The 15,019-nt window shown below is 67.7% G+C and carries 10 protein-coding genes and 1 pseudogene; 5 read left to right on the top strand and 6 right to left on the bottom strand.

The window, feature by feature from the left end:
• Positions 1–53: 53 nt before the first annotated feature.
• Together SOM28_RS25520 and SOM28_RS25515 are read right to left on the bottom strand one after the other, a co-directional pair.
• Positions 54–3,635, bottom strand: a complete 3,582-nt coding sequence (locus tag SOM28_RS25520) for a M1 family aminopeptidase (protein ID WP_320469885.1) — start codon at positions 3,633–3,635, stop codon at positions 54–56.
• A 10-nt stretch (positions 3,636–3,645) separates the two neighbouring features.
• Positions 3,646–4,563: an ABC transporter ATP-binding protein gene (locus SOM28_RS25515; protein WP_320469884.1), complete on the bottom strand. Its 918-nt coding sequence runs from the start codon at positions 4,561–4,563 to the stop codon at positions 3,646–3,648.
• Between the two features lie 238 nt (positions 4,564–4,801).
• Here SOM28_RS25515 and SOM28_RS25510 point away from each other — a divergent pair, with 238 nt between their 5' ends.
• On the top strand, positions 4,802–6,319 hold the full coding sequence (locus tag SOM28_RS25510; RefSeq protein ID WP_320469883.1) for a YifB family Mg chelatase-like AAA ATPase: 1,518 nt from the start codon (positions 4,802–4,804) through the stop codon (positions 6,317–6,319).
• A gap of 2 nt (positions 6,320–6,321) precedes the next feature.
• Here the strand turns inward: SOM28_RS25510 and SOM28_RS25505 are convergent.
• From SOM28_RS25505 to SOM28_RS25490, 4 genes and pseudogenes are all read right to left on the bottom strand, one after another.
• Positions 6,322–7,418, bottom strand: a pseudogene (locus tag SOM28_RS25505) (MFS transporter).
• Between the two features lie 200 nt (positions 7,419–7,618).
• Complete coding sequence (locus SOM28_RS25500; protein WP_320469882.1) at positions 7,619–8,572, bottom strand: GlxA family transcriptional regulator; 954 nt, start codon at positions 8,570–8,572, stop codon at positions 7,619–7,621.
• 131 nt (positions 8,573–8,703) lie between these two features.
• Positions 8,704–10,860, bottom strand: coding sequence for a xanthine dehydrogenase family protein molybdopterin-binding subunit (locus tag SOM28_RS25495; protein WP_320469881.1), 2,157 nt, complete (start codon positions 10,858–10,860; stop codon positions 8,704–8,706).
• Positions 10,853–11,317, bottom strand: coding sequence for a (2Fe-2S)-binding protein (locus tag SOM28_RS25490; RefSeq protein ID WP_123070496.1), 465 nt, complete (start codon positions 11,315–11,317; stop codon positions 10,853–10,855). Before SOM28_RS25490 ends, SOM28_RS25495 begins: the two co-directional genes overlap by 8 nt.
• Before the next feature lie 217 nt (positions 11,318–11,534).
• On the opposite strand from SOM28_RS25490, the gene SOM28_RS25485 reads away from it, so the two are divergent.
• The 4 genes from SOM28_RS25485 to SOM28_RS25470 all read left to right on the top strand — a co-directional run bounded on the left by SOM28_RS25485 (position 11,535) and on the right by SOM28_RS25470 (position 14,733).
• Positions 11,535–12,029, top strand: a complete 495-nt coding sequence (locus tag SOM28_RS25485; protein ID WP_320469880.1) for a hypothetical protein — start codon at positions 11,535–11,537, stop codon at positions 12,027–12,029.
• Between the two features lie 7 nt (positions 12,030–12,036).
• Positions 12,037–12,771: an ABC transporter ATP-binding protein gene (locus tag SOM28_RS25480; RefSeq protein ID WP_320469879.1), complete on the top strand. Its 735-nt coding sequence runs from the start codon at positions 12,037–12,039 to the stop codon at positions 12,769–12,771.
• Complete coding sequence (locus tag SOM28_RS25475; RefSeq protein ID WP_320469878.1) at positions 12,768–14,315, top strand: putative ABC transporter permease subunit; 1,548 nt, start codon at positions 12,768–12,770, stop codon at positions 14,313–14,315. The genes SOM28_RS25480 and SOM28_RS25475 overlap by 4 nt, the downstream gene beginning before the upstream one ends.
• A gap of 76 nt (positions 14,316–14,391) precedes the next feature.
• Positions 14,392–14,733, top strand: coding sequence for a DUF1840 domain-containing protein (locus tag SOM28_RS25470; RefSeq protein WP_320469877.1), 342 nt, complete (start codon positions 14,392–14,394; stop codon positions 14,731–14,733).
• The last annotated feature ends 286 nt before the right edge of the window (positions 14,734–15,019 follow it).

Genomic DNA, 15,019 nt, shown 5'->3' with positions numbered 1-15,019 from the left:
TATGCCGCGTTTGGCGCCTGCGTGTCGCCCCACCCCGCCATGCCCGCCGCGGATCACTCGATAGCGACCTCCTTGCGGTTGTCGCGCGACACGCGGTCGATCATCTTGTTATAGGGATCGACGCCCACCTCGAACGGCTGCTCCTTCACCGTGACCGTCACCACCGGATTGTCGCCGGACAGCACCCTCTTTTCGAGGAGCAGCACTTTTTCGTCGGCTTCCTTGGCCCCCGTGGCACGGGAGAATACGCCGATCTCCACCGGCTCGTCGTAGGCGCGCGCGGTTTCCTTGCCCTTGCCGTCGGCTTCCATCTTGGCCAGGTGCAGCTTCATCGTCACGTCCCACTGGCCGTCCGGGCGCTTCTTCGCTGACGCTTCCATTACCCGGTTATCGTAGAACACGATTTTCTCGAACATGTCCGAGATCAGGGCGTGCTTGTCGGCCGGCGCCTCGGCGCGGATGTAGTCGAGCAGCTCCTTCGAGGTGGTGAACGGCGACTCCTGGTAGCCCTTGTCTTCAAGGAAGCGCTTGAGCGCGCGGTTCAGCGCCTGTTCGCCGATCTCGTCGCGCAGGCGATAGAAGATCAGGCTGCCCTTGCGGTAGTGGATGTAATCCTGGTTTTCCACGCGATTCAAAGGCAGCTCTTCGATCATCTCGCCGCCGCGCGAACGCAGGTAGCGATCGAGCTCGTAGCGCAGGAAGCGGCGCATCTGGTGGCGTCCGTATTCCTTCTCCATCACCATCAGCGCCGAGTACTGCGACAGCGATTCGATCAGCATGCTCGCGCCCTGCACGTTGGCGGCGGTGACCTGGTGGCCCCACCACTGGTGCGCCATCTCGTGGGCCGTCACGTAGAACACGTAGTCGATGTCTTCCTTGTCGCGCAGGTCGGCGATGAAGCCGATCGACTCCGAGAACGGGATGGTATTGGCGAACGACTGGGCGAAGCTCTGGTAGTTGGGGAACTCCAGGATGCGCACCTGCTTGTGCTGGTAAGGCGTGAACTCGGTGGTGAAGTAGTCCAGCGACTTGCGGGTGGCCTCGATCATCCGGTCCACGTTGTAGCCGTGCTTGGCGTCGTAATAGATCTCGATCGGGATGCCGTTCCAGTCGCCCTTCTTCACCTGCCAGCGGGCCGACAGGTAGGCGAAGAACGGCATCATCTTCTGGTCCATCTTGTAGTGGTAGTAGTTGCGGCCATTCTCCTTCCACGACCGTTGCAGGTAACCCGGCGCCAGCGCGATCTGGTCGCCGCTGGTCGACACCGTGGTCTCGAAGCCGATCCAGTCCGCGCCGCCCCCGAACATCGAATCGGCGCGCGCCGCCTCGTTCTCGAGCTTGGCCATGCGCTCCGGCTCGCCCAGCCCGCGCTTGCGGCGCTCGTTGCGGTCCTTCAGCTCGTAGTCGGCCTGGTAGCCGAGCAGCGGGAAGAACTCGTGGTTATTGAAGAAGGTGCCGTTCAGGTTGAAGGTGTCGGCCTTGCCCGAATTCGAGAAGCCCTCGCGATGCGCATCGATCGTGAAGTCGAGCGGCAGGCGCGCGCCCGGCGCCAGGGGCTCGGCCAGTTTCAGGATCCTGAAACCGGTGTCCGTATCGTCCAGCACCACCTGGTGCGGCGGCAGCTTGCCCAGGGTGGTGACCACGTGGGTGTTGAACTGCAGGCGCAGGGTATCGAGCGGCTTGTCCGTCTTGTTCTCCAGGACATAGCTGCCCTTGACGGTCACGCGGCGCTGTTCCGGATAGATGTCGACCGCGGCGCGCACGTCGATGACCTTCGGATGCGGCAGGTCCTTGTACTGGCGGTAGTCCTTCTCGTACCGGGCCTGCCTGTCCATGCTGACGTTCTTGGCTTCGTAGCGGCCCAGGGTCACGGTGTTATGGAAGATCCAGCCGCCGACCAGGGCGAAGGCGATCGTGCACAGCGCCAGCGCCACGCCCGCGCCGCCCCGCAGGCGACGGCCCGCTTCGCGCACGCGCGCACGCCACTCGACCGACAGGCCGCGCACCCAGAAGGCCTGGGCCACGATCAGCGCCGCCAGGCAGAACAGGGTCCAGTACAGCGCGAACCAGGACCAGCCCGTGACGAAGTGGCCGAAGCCGTTCATGTCCGAATACGGCGTCTCGGGCAGCAGCGCGATGTTGTACAGGTTGTGATCGAAGTGCATCACGGACAGGACGATCTGCGCGATCATCAGGACGATCACCAGCAGGTAGCCGATGAACTTGTTGTTGGTGACGACCTGGAGCACGATGGCGATCAGCGCCATGAGCACGAACGGCAGGCCGGCCATGAACACGCCCTCGAGGTACACCCCGAATTCGACCGGCGCACCGCCCCGGAACAGCTGGATGGCGATCGCGGTCAGGATCCCGGCGAACAGGAAGACCAGCACCACACCCACCAGCGCCAGGCTCTTGGCGACCAGCGGCGCCCAGTTCGGCATCGGCATGGCGTCGCTCACGTCGGCGATCCTGGCCTGGCGTTCCTTGAAGATCAACTCGCCCGCGTAGAAGGTGACGATGATAATCAGGAGGAAGTTGAACGAGCCTTTCAGCAGGTCGATCATCAGGTGCGTACGCGGGTAGACGTCGGTGCCGAACATCTCGTCCAGCACGCTCGCACTGCCGACCATGTTCAGCACGCCGAACAGCAGCATGACGAGGAAGGGCACGCTCTTGAACACCGCGACGGCATCGAAGGCGAAGATGTGCCAGCACTGGGCCCAGCGCGTGGCGCCCGTGAAGCGTGGCGCGACGCGCGGCAGCGCGACCGCTACCGGCACGAAGGCCGGCGCGGCCTGCGCCTTGGCCTTGCCGAACAGGCGCTTGCCGGTGCCGGCGCGCTGCGGCTTGAACAGGGCCAGGGTCAGGCCGACCAGCACCAGCGCGATGACGCTCCACAGCAGGCGGTTGGCCAGCATGTAGCCCTTGAAGTCAGGCAGGCCGGCATTCGCTTCGGCGGTCGAGAAGTAGCGCGTGGCGCGGCCAAGGGCGCGCAGGCCGAAGGGATCGGCCAGCACGGCGATCCATTCATTGTCGATGTTCGACGTAAAGCTGCCGGCGACGATCCACAGCACGAAGAAGGCCATCACGCCGACGTACACCATCATGATCGAGCGCGTGGTGGCGGCCAGCAGCATCAGCAGGGCGCCGATGAAGAACAGGTTGGGCAGGACCAGCACGCCCAGCGCCCACAGGTAGGCCGCGCCGGGGAAAGGGCCCACGCGCTGGGCATCGACCCAGGGCATCACGGGACCGAGCATCGTGCCGAGCACGATCATGGCGAAGATGAGCAGGCAGGCCACCAGGCCGGCGGCAAAGCGGCCGATCAGGTAGTCGTGCTTTTTCATCGGCGTGGCGAACAGCATGTCGGAAATGCCCACTTCGCCGTCGCGCAGCACGCCGCCGGCGATGAAGATGGTGACGACGAACATCGACATCAGGCTGAAGATGCCGAGCATCTGCGCGACCACGGTCGGCGCATTGCGGTTGACGTTGCCGATGCTGCCGCCGACCTGGATCGCATCGCTGGTGGTGGCGCCGAAGGCCAGCGCGCCGAAGATCAGCGCGCACACCCACAGCAGGGGCTGGCGCAGCTGGAAGTCCAGCTCGAACTTGAAGAATTCTCTCAGCATGCCGCCCTCCTTACGCCGTCACCGGCGCAGCCTGGGCGGACGCCGCCTGGCCGGCCGCGCGGCCTGCATTGCGGATCTGCAGGAAGTAGACGTCTTCCAGGTCCGGCTCGACGCTGACGAAACCATCGTCCGGCTGCGACTCGGCATACACATTGATCTGCGGCCGGCCCGCCACCAGGCGGGTGGACAGCACGTTGAAGCGCTCCTGGTATTCGGGCAGGGCTTCCTGGCTGACGGTGCGGCGCCACACGCGGCTTTTCAGGGTGTCGATCGCGGCCTGCGGCTCGCCCTGCAGCAGCACCGTTCCCTTGGCGATCATGGCCATGCGCGGGCACAGGTCGGTCACGTCCTCGACGATGTGGGTCGACAGGATGACGACCACCTGCTCGCCGATCTTGGCCAGCAGGTTCAGGAAGCGGTTGCGCTCGTCGGGATCGAGGCCGGCGGTCGGCTCGTCGACGATCACCAGGCGCGGCGCGCCGAGCAGCGCCTGGGCGATGCCGAAGCGCTGGCGCATGCCGCCCGAATAGGTGCCCAGGCCGCGCTTGCGCGCTTCCCACAGATTGGTCTGGTGCAGCAGGGCTTCGACGATCTCCTTGCGCTCGCCCTTCGCAGTCAGGCCTTTCAGGACCGCGAAGTGGTTCAGCAGCTTTTCGGCGCTGACCTTCGGGTAGACGCCGAAGTCCTGCGGCAGGTAGCCGAGCTGGCGGCGCAGGCTCTCTTTGTTCGCAAGGACGTCGAGGCCGTCGAAGTGGATGCTGCCGCTGTCCGGGTCCTGCAAGGTGGCGATGGTGCGCATCAAGGAGGACTTGCCGGCGCCGTTCGGGCCGAGCAGGCCGAACATGCCGTTCGGGATCTCGAGGCTGACATCGTTGATGGCTTTGACGCCGTTGGCATACGTCTTGTTGAGCTGCTTGATCGATAACATCGGCGGTGACTCCTGGTCTGTAAATGGTAACGGATCTTTCCTTACAGATAATGTAGCGTTAGTGGAATGCGATGTCAGTTTTTTGTGACAGGCGGTAGAAAAGCCGGAATGGACGACGAATTCGGGGGCATATGCGTAAGTCATGCAGCTCGAATACGCCTGCCTGTCCGCACGCAACAGATGCCGCCGCGCGCGCCGTACGATAGGGCCTTCCCAGCGTTCATGCGGAAGGAATACTATGAGTCTGGCCGTCCTGAGAAGCCGCGCCCTGGCCGGCATGGAAGCGCCCGCCGTCAACGTCGAAGTCCACCTGGCCAACGGTCTCCCGGGCATCGCGATCGTCGGCCTGCCAGATACCGAGGTACGCGAAGCGAAAGACCGCGTGCGCGCGGCGCTGCAGAATTCCGGCTTCGACCTCCCGGCGCGCCGCATCACGATCAACCTGGCGCCGGCCGACCTGCCGAAAGAGTCCGGCCGCTTCGACCTGCCGATCGCACTGGGCATCCTGGCCGCCTCGCGCCAGATCCGCGACGATGCGCTGCACCGCTACGAATTTGCGGGTGAGCTGTCGCTGTCGGGAGAATTGCGGCCGGTGCGCGGCGCGCTGGCGATGGCGTTCGCGATGGCGCGCGACGGTGATGAGGAAACCCGCGCCTTCATCCTGCCGCTGGCCAATGCCGACGAAGCGGCGCTGGTCGAAGCGGCCGCGATCCTTCCCGCGCGTACCCTGCTCGAGGTCTGCGCCCACTTCGCCAACACGCCCGATGCGCCGACGCTGGCGCGCCACCATGGCCCCGGTATGTCGCACGCGCCGCGTTACCCCGACTTCGCCGAGGTCAAGGGCCAGCAGCACGCCAAGCGTGCGCTCGAGGTGGCGGCGGCGGGGTCCCACTCCGTCCTGCTGGTCGGCCCGCCAGGCGCCGGCAAGAGCATGCTGGCGGCGCGCCTGCCAGGCTTGCTGCCGCCGATGAGCGAGGGCGAGGCGCTCGAATCGGCCGCCGTGCAGTCGCTAGCCGGCGGCTTCGCACCCGAACGCTGGCGCCAGCGGCCGTTTCGCAGTCCGCACCATACGACGTCCGGCGTGGCCCTGGTCGGCGGCGGCAACCTGCCGCGGCCGGGAGAAGTATCGCTGGCCCATCACGGGGTGCTGTTCCTCGACGAGCTGCCCGAGTTCGAGCGCCGCGTGCTGGAAGTATTGCGCGAGCCGCTGGAATCGGGATCGATCACGATCTCGCGCGCGGCCCACCAGGCCGACTTCCCGGCCCGCTTCCAGCTGATCGCGGCGATGAATCCCTGCCCCTGCGGCTGGCTGGGTCACGCCAGCGGCAAGTGCCGCTGCACGCCGGACGCCGTGCTGCGCTACCAGGGACGCATATCGGGCCCGCTGCTCGACCGCATCGACATCCAGCTGCCGGTGGCGGCCATGGCGCCCGACGGCATGGGCGCGCAAGCCGACGGCGAACCGAGCGCCGCGATCGCGCAGCGGGTGGCGCAGGCCCATGCGCGTCAGTTAGCGCGCCAGGGTCGGCCCAACAGCCAGCTGGGGCCGGGCGAGATCGACCGCCATTGCGCTCCGGACGAGGCCGGGCGCCGGTTGCTGCACGACGCGGCCCGGCATCTGCACTGGTCGGCGCGGGCCTATCACCGCGTGCTCAAGGTGGCGCGCACGATCGCCGACCTGGCGGACGTGGACGCGGTGCGGTCGAAGCAGGTGGCAGAGGCGATCGGCTATCGGCGCGCGCTGCGTGACGACTGAAGTCACTTGCGCGCAACCGCGCGGCCGCCGGCGGCCAGCGCCAGCAGCAGGGCGAGCACTTCGAAGCCGCTGCCGACCCAGCCCACCTGCCCGGCCGACCAGCGCGCCACGGCCAGGCCGCCGAGCATGGCGCCCAGCGCGAAGCCGGCGTACTGCACCGATGCGTTCAGCGACAGCACCACCGGCGCCAGGCCCACGCCGCTGCGCGCCACCAGGCTGCTCTGCTGGGCGGGAAAGAAACCCCAGGTGCTCATGCCCCACATGACGATGCCGGGCGCCACCGCCGCCATGCCCCAGTGGCCGAGCCCGGCCAGCATGCCGAGGTAGGCGAAGGACAGCGCCAGCAGCGCCAGCGAGAACAGCACCACCCGCCGCGCGCCGAAGCGATCGCTGGCGCGCCCGCCCAGGGCCAGGCCGATCGCGGCCGAGACGCCCCACACCAGCATGACGGCGCTCATGCGCTCGGGCGGCAGATGGCTCACCTGTTCCAGGTAGGGAGCGAGATAGGTCAAGGTGGCATAAGTCCCGGTGCCCCAGGCCAGCGTCACCAGCAGGGTCGGCAGCACGCCAGGCAGGCGCGCCGCGTCGATGCGCGCGCGCAGGCCGGGTGGCGCCGTGCCCGCGCCGAGGGACCGCGGCAGCCCGATGGCCAGCCCGGCCGTCGCCGCCAGCGACAGCAGCGCCACCGCGCCGAAGATCGCGCGCCAGCCCAGGGCATTGCCGAGCAGCGTACCGAGCGGCACGCCGAGCACGATCGCCACCGTCATCCCGCCGCTCACCATGGCCAGCGCACGCCCCCGCTGTGCCGGCGCGGCCAGCGTGCCGGCCAGCGCCATTGCGGCCGGCGCATACAGGCCGGCAGGATGCGCGCGCTCATCAGGCCAGCATAGCTGTGGCTGGCCCAGGCCAGCGCGTTCCCGAGCGCGAATGCCGCCATCGCAATCACCAGCAGCGCGCGGCGTGGCAGGTTGGCGGTAACGATCGCCAGCACCGGACCGCCCAGCGCATAGGTCAGGGCGAACGCCGTCACCAGCTGGCCGGCCGAGGCCTCGCCGACGCCCAGGTCGCTGGCGATGCCCGGCAGCAGGCCGGCGATCATGAAGCTTTCGGTGCCGATGGCGAACATGCCCAGCGCCAGCAGATAGAGAATGGCGGTCGGTAGTGGGCGCTGAGGATGGTCCATGGGTGCTCCTGCGATGTCTGCGCCATTGGCGCGATAAGACATCTTTGCAGAAGCATCGCCGCGTCGTGGGACGGGGATCCCTCGATTCCGGACAGCCGTGACGGCGAGGCAGACTGCTAGGCCAGCGCCTGCTCGCGCGCCGCGCGCTTGATCGCCTGCGGCGGCTGGCCAAAGGCGCGCAGGAAGGCGCGCCGCATGCGCTCGGGGTCGGCGAAGCCGGTCTCGCGCGCGACCACGTCGATCGAGTGGTTGCTGGTCTCGATCATGGCGCGCGCCGCCTCGACCCGCAGCACCTCGATCGCGCGCGCCGGCGATTGCCCGGTCTCGAGGCGGAAGCTGCGGCTGAACTGGCGCGTGCTCAGGTTGGCCGCCTCGGCCAGCTCGTCGACCGACAGCGGCCGCCGCAGGTGGCTCTTGGCGTAGGTGAGCGCCTGCTGGATGCGGTCCGATTTCGGCTCCAGCTCGAGCAGGGCCGAGAACTGCGACTGGCCGCCGCTGCGGCGGTGGTAGACCACCATCTGGCGCGCGATGTGCTTCGACGCGTCCTTGCCAAGATCTTCTTCCACCATCGCCAGGCACAGGTCGATACAGGCGGTCATGCCGGCCGAGGTCCAGACGCGGCCGTCGTTGATGTAGATGCGGTCTTCCTCGATGCGCGACTTCGGATAGGCGCGCTGCAGGTCGCGCGCCAGCGCCCAGTGGGTGGTCGCGCGGCGGCCGTCGATCAGGCCGGCCTCGGCCAGGATGAAGGCGCCGGTGCAGATGCTGGCGGTGCGGCGCGAGGCATCGCTGGCTTCGCGCAGGAAGCCCAGGAAGGGCGCGCTCGACTTGAAGCCGACCGGGGTCATGATGCCGGCCACGATCATGGTGTCGTAGTCGCGCCGGTCGAAGGCTTCGGTGAACACGCCGACGCCGGACGAGCTGGCGAGCACGCCGCCGTGCTCCGACAGCATGGTCATGTCATAGAACGGCCCTCCATCGAGACCGTTGGCGATCTCGAATACGGTGGTGGCCATGAGGTCGAGCGCCTGGAAGCCGGGCGGGAACAGGAATCCGATTCTGCGTTTCATGATGGTCCTAGAATGCGCAACATGGAAAATAATACGCCAAGAAGCGCCGGGCGGGCCGAAGTCCTCCATCTTTCGAAGGAGACCGGCGCGCGCGGCGCGACCATCCCGTTGCGGCTGGGCTCAGGCGGTGCTCATGCACCCTGCAGCTGTTCGGGCCCGATCGGCAGCGTGCGCACGCGCTTGCCGGTGGCCGCGAACACGGCATTGGCGAGCGACGGGAACAGCGCGGCGGTGCCCGGCTCGCCGATGCCGCCCGGCGCTTCGCGGCTGGCCACGATATGGGTCTCGATCACGGGCGCCTCGTTGATGCGCAAGACCCGCACATCGTGGAAGTTCGACTGCTGGATGCGGCCTCCCGCCACGGTCGCCTTGCCCCACAGCGCGGCCGAGATGCCGAAGTTGATGCCGCTCTCGAGCTGGGCGCGGATGGTATCGGGATTGATCGCGACGCCGGTATCGACCGCCGCGACCACGCGCTTGACCGCGACCTTGCCTTCCTTGCTCACCGCAACGTCGGTCACCAGCGCCAGATAGGTGCCGAATACGTGCTGCAGCGAGACGCCGCGGCCCTGGCCTGATCCCTGCTGCAGCGGCTTGCCCCAGCCGGCCTTGTCGGCGGCCAGGCGCAGCACCGCGAGCGCACGTGGATTGTCCTTCAGGAGCGCGCTGCGATAGGCGACCGGATCCTTGCCGGCGGTGGCCGCCAGCTCATCGATGAAGCTCTCGACCACGAACAGGTTGTGCGCCGGGCCGACGCCGCGCCAGAAGCCGGTCGGCACCGGCGGCTCGTGGTTCACGTACTCGACCAGCATGCTGGGGAAGGCATACGGCGGATGCATGGCGCCCTCGACCACCTCTTCGTCGAAGCCGTTGACGTAGCCGGCCGGGAAGAAGCGCTTGATCGTCGACGGGCCGGTGATGCGGTGGCTCCAGGCCAGGGGCATGCCCTCGCCGTCGACGCGCGCCTCGATCCGGTCGTAAAAGCCCCCGCGGTAGATGTCGTGCTGGGTATCTTCCTCGCGGCTCCAGGTGACTTTCACCGGGCCTTTCACGTGGCGCGCGATCTGCACCGCGCGTGTCACCATGTCGACCTCCAGGCGGCGGCCGAAGCCCCCGCCCAGGTAGTGGTTGTGGACCGTCACTCGGTCCGGTTCGAGACCCGCCGCCCTGGCCGCCGCCGCGCGGCTCAGGGTCATCACCTGGGTGCCGAGCCACAGCTCGCAACTGCCGTCCTTCACGTGCACGGTGCAGTTGAGCGGCTCCATGGCGGCGTGAATCAGGTAGGGCTGCTCATACGTCGCCGCGATGCGCTTGCCGCCCGCCTTGGCCGGCTCACCCTCCTGCCGCACCTTCGCCGCCGGGCCTTCGGCCGCCCTGGCCAGCGCGGTCGACAAGGCCGCGCTGTCGACCTTGGCGTTGGGGCCGTCGTCCCAGACGATCTCGAGCGCCGCCAGTCCCTTGCGCGCGGCGCCGGTGTGGTCGGCGATCACGGCCACGCAGTCGTCGAGCTTGACCACCTGGCGCACGCCTTTCACCGCCAGCGCGCGGCGCTCGTCGACGCTTTTGAGGCTGCCGCCAAAGGCGGGCGACTGCGCCAGCGCCGCGAATTTCATGCCCGGCACCATGGCGTCGATGCCGTATCTGGCGCTGCCGTTGACCTTCAAGGGAGTGTCGAGACGCTTGCCCGGCTTGCCGATCAGGACGAAGTCGGCCTCCTTGAGCTTGACGTCCGCCGGCGCCGGGACCGGCAAGGCGGCCGCCTGCGCCGCCAGTGCGCCATACTTCAGGCGCCGCCCGCTGGGGCGGTGCACAACTTCACCGTTGCGGGCCTGGCACTCGGACGGGCTGACCTTCCACTGGCTGGCCGCGGCCTGCACCAGCATCATGCGCGCGGCGGCGCCGGCCTGGCGCATCGGCAGCCAGGCGGCGCGCATGGACGTCGAGCCGCCCGTGATCTGCAGGCCGAGCAGCGGGTTGCCATACAGCTTGTCGTCGGCGCCGGCATGCCTGACCCGCACCTGTTCCAGTCCCACCTCGAGCTCTTCGGCCACCAGCATCGGGATCGAGGTATAGGTGCCCTGGCCCATCTCGATATAGGGCATGGTGATGGTGACCAGGCCATCGGCGCCGATCAGCACGAAGGCGTTCGGCTCGAATGTGCGGGCGGTCGCGGCCATCGCCGGACGGCTGGCGCCATCGAGGACGACGCCCAGCAGCAGGCCGCCACCGGCGGCGGCGCCGGCCACCAGGAAAGCGCGGCGCGGCAGGTTGGGCAGATCGTTACGCATGGCGGCCTCCTGCCAGCGTGAGCGCGGCGGCCTTGATGCCGGCGCGGATGCGCGGATAGGTGCCGCAGCGGCAGATATTGCCGCTCATGGCGGCGTCGATGTCTTCGTCGGTGGGCTTGGCATTGGACTTGAGCAGGGCCGCGGCCGACATCAGCTGGCCCGATTGACAGTAGCCGCACTGGACCACCTCCTGGTCGAGCCAGGCCTTCTGCAGCGCGGCGCCGATGCGCGAGGCGCCGAGCGTCTCGATGGTCGCGACGTCGGCCTTGCCCACCGCCTCGACGCTGGTGAGGCAGGAGCGGGTCGGCACGCCGTCCACGTGCACGGTACAAGCGCCGCACAAGCCCATGCCGCAGCCGAATTTCGTCCCCGTCATGCCCAGCACGTCGCGCAGCACCCACAGCACCGGCGTGTCGCCGTCGACGTCCACCTCGTGGTTCTTTCCGTTGACCTTCATGCCATCCCCCTGGACTTGGTTTATTTGGCGAATGGTCGCAGAACTGGCCCGCCTGGAGCGGACGTAAACCCCACGATTCAGGACATCTGGCCATGCCGCCATGTCCAAAGAATACCGTTGCCGCCCTCCCCCAAAAAACGGCAAAGGAGATAGACACTGCTGCTACTATCGCGCTATGCACCCGACAATGCGACCAACCAATCCGCTCCGAGCGCGCTTGCGCATCCTCGTCCCGGCCTTGCTGGCGGCCAGCCTGCTGGGCGGCTGCAATCCCACCTATAACTGGCGCGAACACACGAGCCAGGAGGGACACTACAAGATCCTGTTCCCGGCCAAGCCGGCCACCTTCACGCGCGCGGTGGACCTGGACGGCCTGCGGGTGCAGATGACCATGACGGCGGCCGAAGTCGACGGCGCCACCTTCGCCGTCGGCGCCGCCATGGCGCCCGATGCCGTGCGCGCCCGCGCCGCGCTGCCGGCGATGCGCCAGGCCCTGCTGCGCAATATCGGCGCCGACGACGATGCGGCGCCTGCGCCGCAGGACGGCCTGCGCGTGGAGGCGACGGGCGCCGCCAACGGCAAGCCGATGCACCTGCATGGCCGCTTCGAGACGCGCGGCGAGCGCTTCTACCAGGTCATCGTGCTGGGCCCGGCGAACGCGGCGCCGCCCGAGCAGGTCGACCAGTTCCTGTCCTCGTTCGCGCCCCAGTGAGACCGTCATGATTGAGCATCCCCCCGCCCTGCGCCTGGCCGGCCTGCGCAAGGATTTCGGCCGCCCCGCCGTCGATGGCCTCGACCTGCTCGTGCGGCGCGGCGAGTTCTATGCCCTGCTCGGCCCCAACGGCGCCGGCAAGACCACCACGCTGCGGCTGGTCAGCGGCCTGCTGGCGCCGGACGCCGGCAGCATCGAGGTGCTCGGCATCGACCTGGCCGGCGCGCCTGACGCGGCCAAGGCCAGGATGGCCTACCTGCCGGACGAGCCGATGTTGTACGGGAAACTCAAGCCCTTCGAGTACCTGGAATTCGTGGCCGGGCTGTGGGGCGTGCGCGCGCAAGACGCCGAACCGCGCGCGCGTGAACTGCTCGACTGGCTCGACCTGAGCCAGCATGCGCACGAGCTGACCGAAGGATTCTCGCGCGGGATGAAGCAGAAGCTCGCCCTGGCAGGGGCCCTAATCCACGAACCGGAATTATTAATCCTGGACGAACCGCTCACCGGCCTGGATGCGGTCGCGGCGCGCCAGGTAAAAGACCTGCTGCTGGCCCACGTCGCCAAGGGCGGCACGGTGATCCTGACCACGCACATCCTCGAAGTGGCGGAGCGGCTGGCGCAGCGCATCGGGATCATCCGCCAGGGCCGCCTGATCGCCGAAGGCACGCTGGACGAGCTGCGCGCCCGCACCCGGGGCGGCAGCCTGGAAGACGTGTTCCTGCAACTCACAGCCGCGCCATGATGACCGCGCCGGGCAGCGTCGGCTGGCTGCTGCGGCACGAGCTGCGGCTGGCCTGGTTCAATGCCTCGGGCGGCAAGGAAGGCGGCGGCAAGCGGCGGCCCGCCAATGCGGCGATCGGCCTGGCGCTGGTCGGCTGGGCCGCGCTGCACCTGCTGGCGTGGGTGGCCGTGCGCGATCTCGCCGGCTTGGCGGGCGACGATCCGCGCATCCTGCTCGCCATCTCGGCCGTGCTGGCAGGCGGCGCGACCTTCATGCTGTCGTCGGCAATCAAGTCGAGCGTGCTGGTGCTGTTCGAGCGCAGCGACCTCGATCTGCTGCTGTCGTCGCCCCTGCCCTCGCACAGCATTTTTACCGTGCGCCTGGCCGGCGTGGCGGCCAGCACCGCCGCCGTGTACCTGTTCTTCCTGGCGCCGTTCGCCCATGCCGGCCTTCTGCAGGGGCAGTGGCGCTGGCTCGGCATCTATCCGGGCGTGATTTCGGTCGCGGTGCTGTGCAGCTGTCTTGCGATGCTGCTCACGCTCGGGCTGGTGCGTGTGCTCGGTGCGCGCCGCACCCGCGTGGTGGCGCAGGTGATGGGGGCGCTGGCTGGCGCCCTGCTGGTCATCGCATCCCAGCTGCATGCGCTGTCGTCCAGGGATACGCAAGGCCGCGTGCGCGAGATGCTGGACGGGCTGCTGCGCAAGGATGGCGTGGGCGATCTCCCTTTGCTGCTGCCGGCGCGCGCCATGCTGGGTGAGCCGCTGCCGATGCTGCTGCTGGCCGCGTTGGCTGCCGTGGTATTCGTGCTGACGGCGCGGCGTACCCACCGCTTTTTTGCGCACGGCCTGCAGTTGGCGGCGTCGGCGGCGCGCGCGGGCACGGCGCGCACCGCGCCGCTGACTTTGCGCTTCGGCCGCAGCCTGTTCCATACCGTCGTGGTCAAGGAGTGGCGCCTGATCGTGCGCGATCCGCATCTGCTGTCGCAGGTACTGTTGCAGCTGCTGTTCCTGCTGCCCTTGTTCTTCCTTGTTTTCCAGCGCGCCGACTTGCAGGTGCAGGCGCTGGACGCCGGGCTGACGCTGCTGTGCGGCTCGCTGACCGGCGCGCTGGCCTGGGTCGCCTTGTCGGCCGAGGACGCGCCGGACCTGCTGCTGGTGTCGCCCGCGTCGCAGCGCACGGTGCGGCGCGCCAAGCTGGCCGCGGCCATCATGCCGGTGCTCGCGCTGGTAGCCATCCCGCTGCTGTGGCTGACCGTTCGTATGCCGGCTGCGGGGCTGATCGTCTGTTTCGCCGTATGCGGCGCCGTGCTGGGCGCCGGGTTGATCGTGTTCTGGTGCGGCCGACCTGGCGTGCGCAGCAATTTCAAGGGCCGCGGCAAGGGCGGCTTCGTGATGAATATGCTCGAGCTGTTCAACAGCCTGGCCTGGGGAGCGCTGGGCTGGTTCCTGTCCGGGGCAACGCGCGCGCCTTTGTCGGATGCGGGCGCGCTGGCGGTGGTAGGGAGCGGTTCGCTGGCCGTCGTCGTGCTTGGGGCGGCCTGGCTCCTGAGAGTAAAACGTACCTGAGTTGTGCGAGCGAGCGCACTGTGAGCTTGCGTCAGTCGTGCTATCGTTTAGACACTAACAAAACCAAGAGATAGCCATGTTAATTACCTTTAAATGCAGATCCTACCCAGAGGTCTTGATGTACCAGGAGCATGCCAAGCGCATCCTCGACCTGTTGCACAAGGAATCGGAACGCGGTGTCATCACCGCAGCAGAAGCGGAACAAGTGATCCCACGGCTCGAGGCCGAGATCGAAGAGAGCCGCAAGCACCAGGCGACCGAACAGGTGGCGCAAGATGTCCACGCGCACCATCGCGATGAAGATGACCACGAGCATCAGCCGATCGAGGTGGTCACGTTCTCGGCACGGATGTATCCGCTGCTGGAAATGATGCGCTCGGCGCGAGATAACAAAACCGATATCTTGTGGGGTGTTTGACGTTCTCGCGATCTGACGCTGGCCAAGGCCGATCCGATACCTGATCGCGCCGTAGGGTGGATGGCTCTGCCATCCACGCGTCCAACTATTCGATGAGTGACCCATCTGCATGGGATCCACGACGATCTTCCGAGCCAGAAAGCAAAAAACCCCCGCCTGCACTACGCGCGATCTTGAGCGCGCGTAGGCCGGTGGGGGTTTTTCTTATAACTAGCCTGACGATAACCTACTTTCACACTGGTTGCAGCACTATCATCGGCGCAAAGTCGTTTCACGGTCCTGTTCG

The organism is Massilia sp. CFBP9026 (genome assembly GCF_034045165.1).
Lineage (GTDB): Bacteria > Pseudomonadota > Gammaproteobacteria > Burkholderiales > Burkholderiaceae_D > Telluria > Telluria arenae.
The sequence above is the reverse complement of the archived record's forward strand: the minus strand, read 5'-3'. Positions and strand labels throughout refer to the sequence as shown.

Bases quoted from the DNA above. Each gene is read 5' to 3' on its own strand.
- SOM28_RS25475 (WP_320469878.1), top strand. From the start codon at position 12,768: ATGATGACCGCGCCGGGCAGCGTCGGCTGGCTGCTGCGGCACGAGCTG.
- SOM28_RS25515 (WP_320469884.1), bottom strand. From the start codon at position 4,563: ATGTTATCGATCAAGCAGCTCAACAAGACGTATGCCAACGGCGTCAAA.
- SOM28_RS25495 (WP_320469881.1), bottom strand. From the start codon at position 10,860: ATGCGTAACGATCTGCCCAACCTGCCGCGCCGCGCTTTCCTGGTGGCC.
- SOM28_RS25520 (WP_320469885.1), bottom strand. From the start codon at position 3,635: ATGCTGAGAGAATTCTTCAAGTTCGAGCTGGACTTCCAGCTGCGCCAG.
- SOM28_RS25510 (WP_320469883.1), top strand. From the start codon at position 4,802: ATGAGTCTGGCCGTCCTGAGAAGCCGCGCCCTGGCCGGCATGGAAGCG.
- SOM28_RS25470 (WP_320469877.1), top strand. From the start codon at position 14,392: ATGTTAATTACCTTTAAATGCAGATCCTACCCAGAGGTCTTGATGTAC.
- SOM28_RS25500 (WP_320469882.1), bottom strand. From the start codon at position 8,572: ATGAAACGCAGAATCGGATTCCTGTTCCCGCCCGGCTTCCAGGCGCTC.
- SOM28_RS25480 (WP_320469879.1), top strand. From the start codon at position 12,037: ATGATTGAGCATCCCCCCGCCCTGCGCCTGGCCGGCCTGCGCAAGGAT.
- SOM28_RS25490 (WP_123070496.1), bottom strand. From the start codon at position 11,317: ATGAAGGTCAACGGAAAGAACCACGAGGTGGACGTCGACGGCGACACG.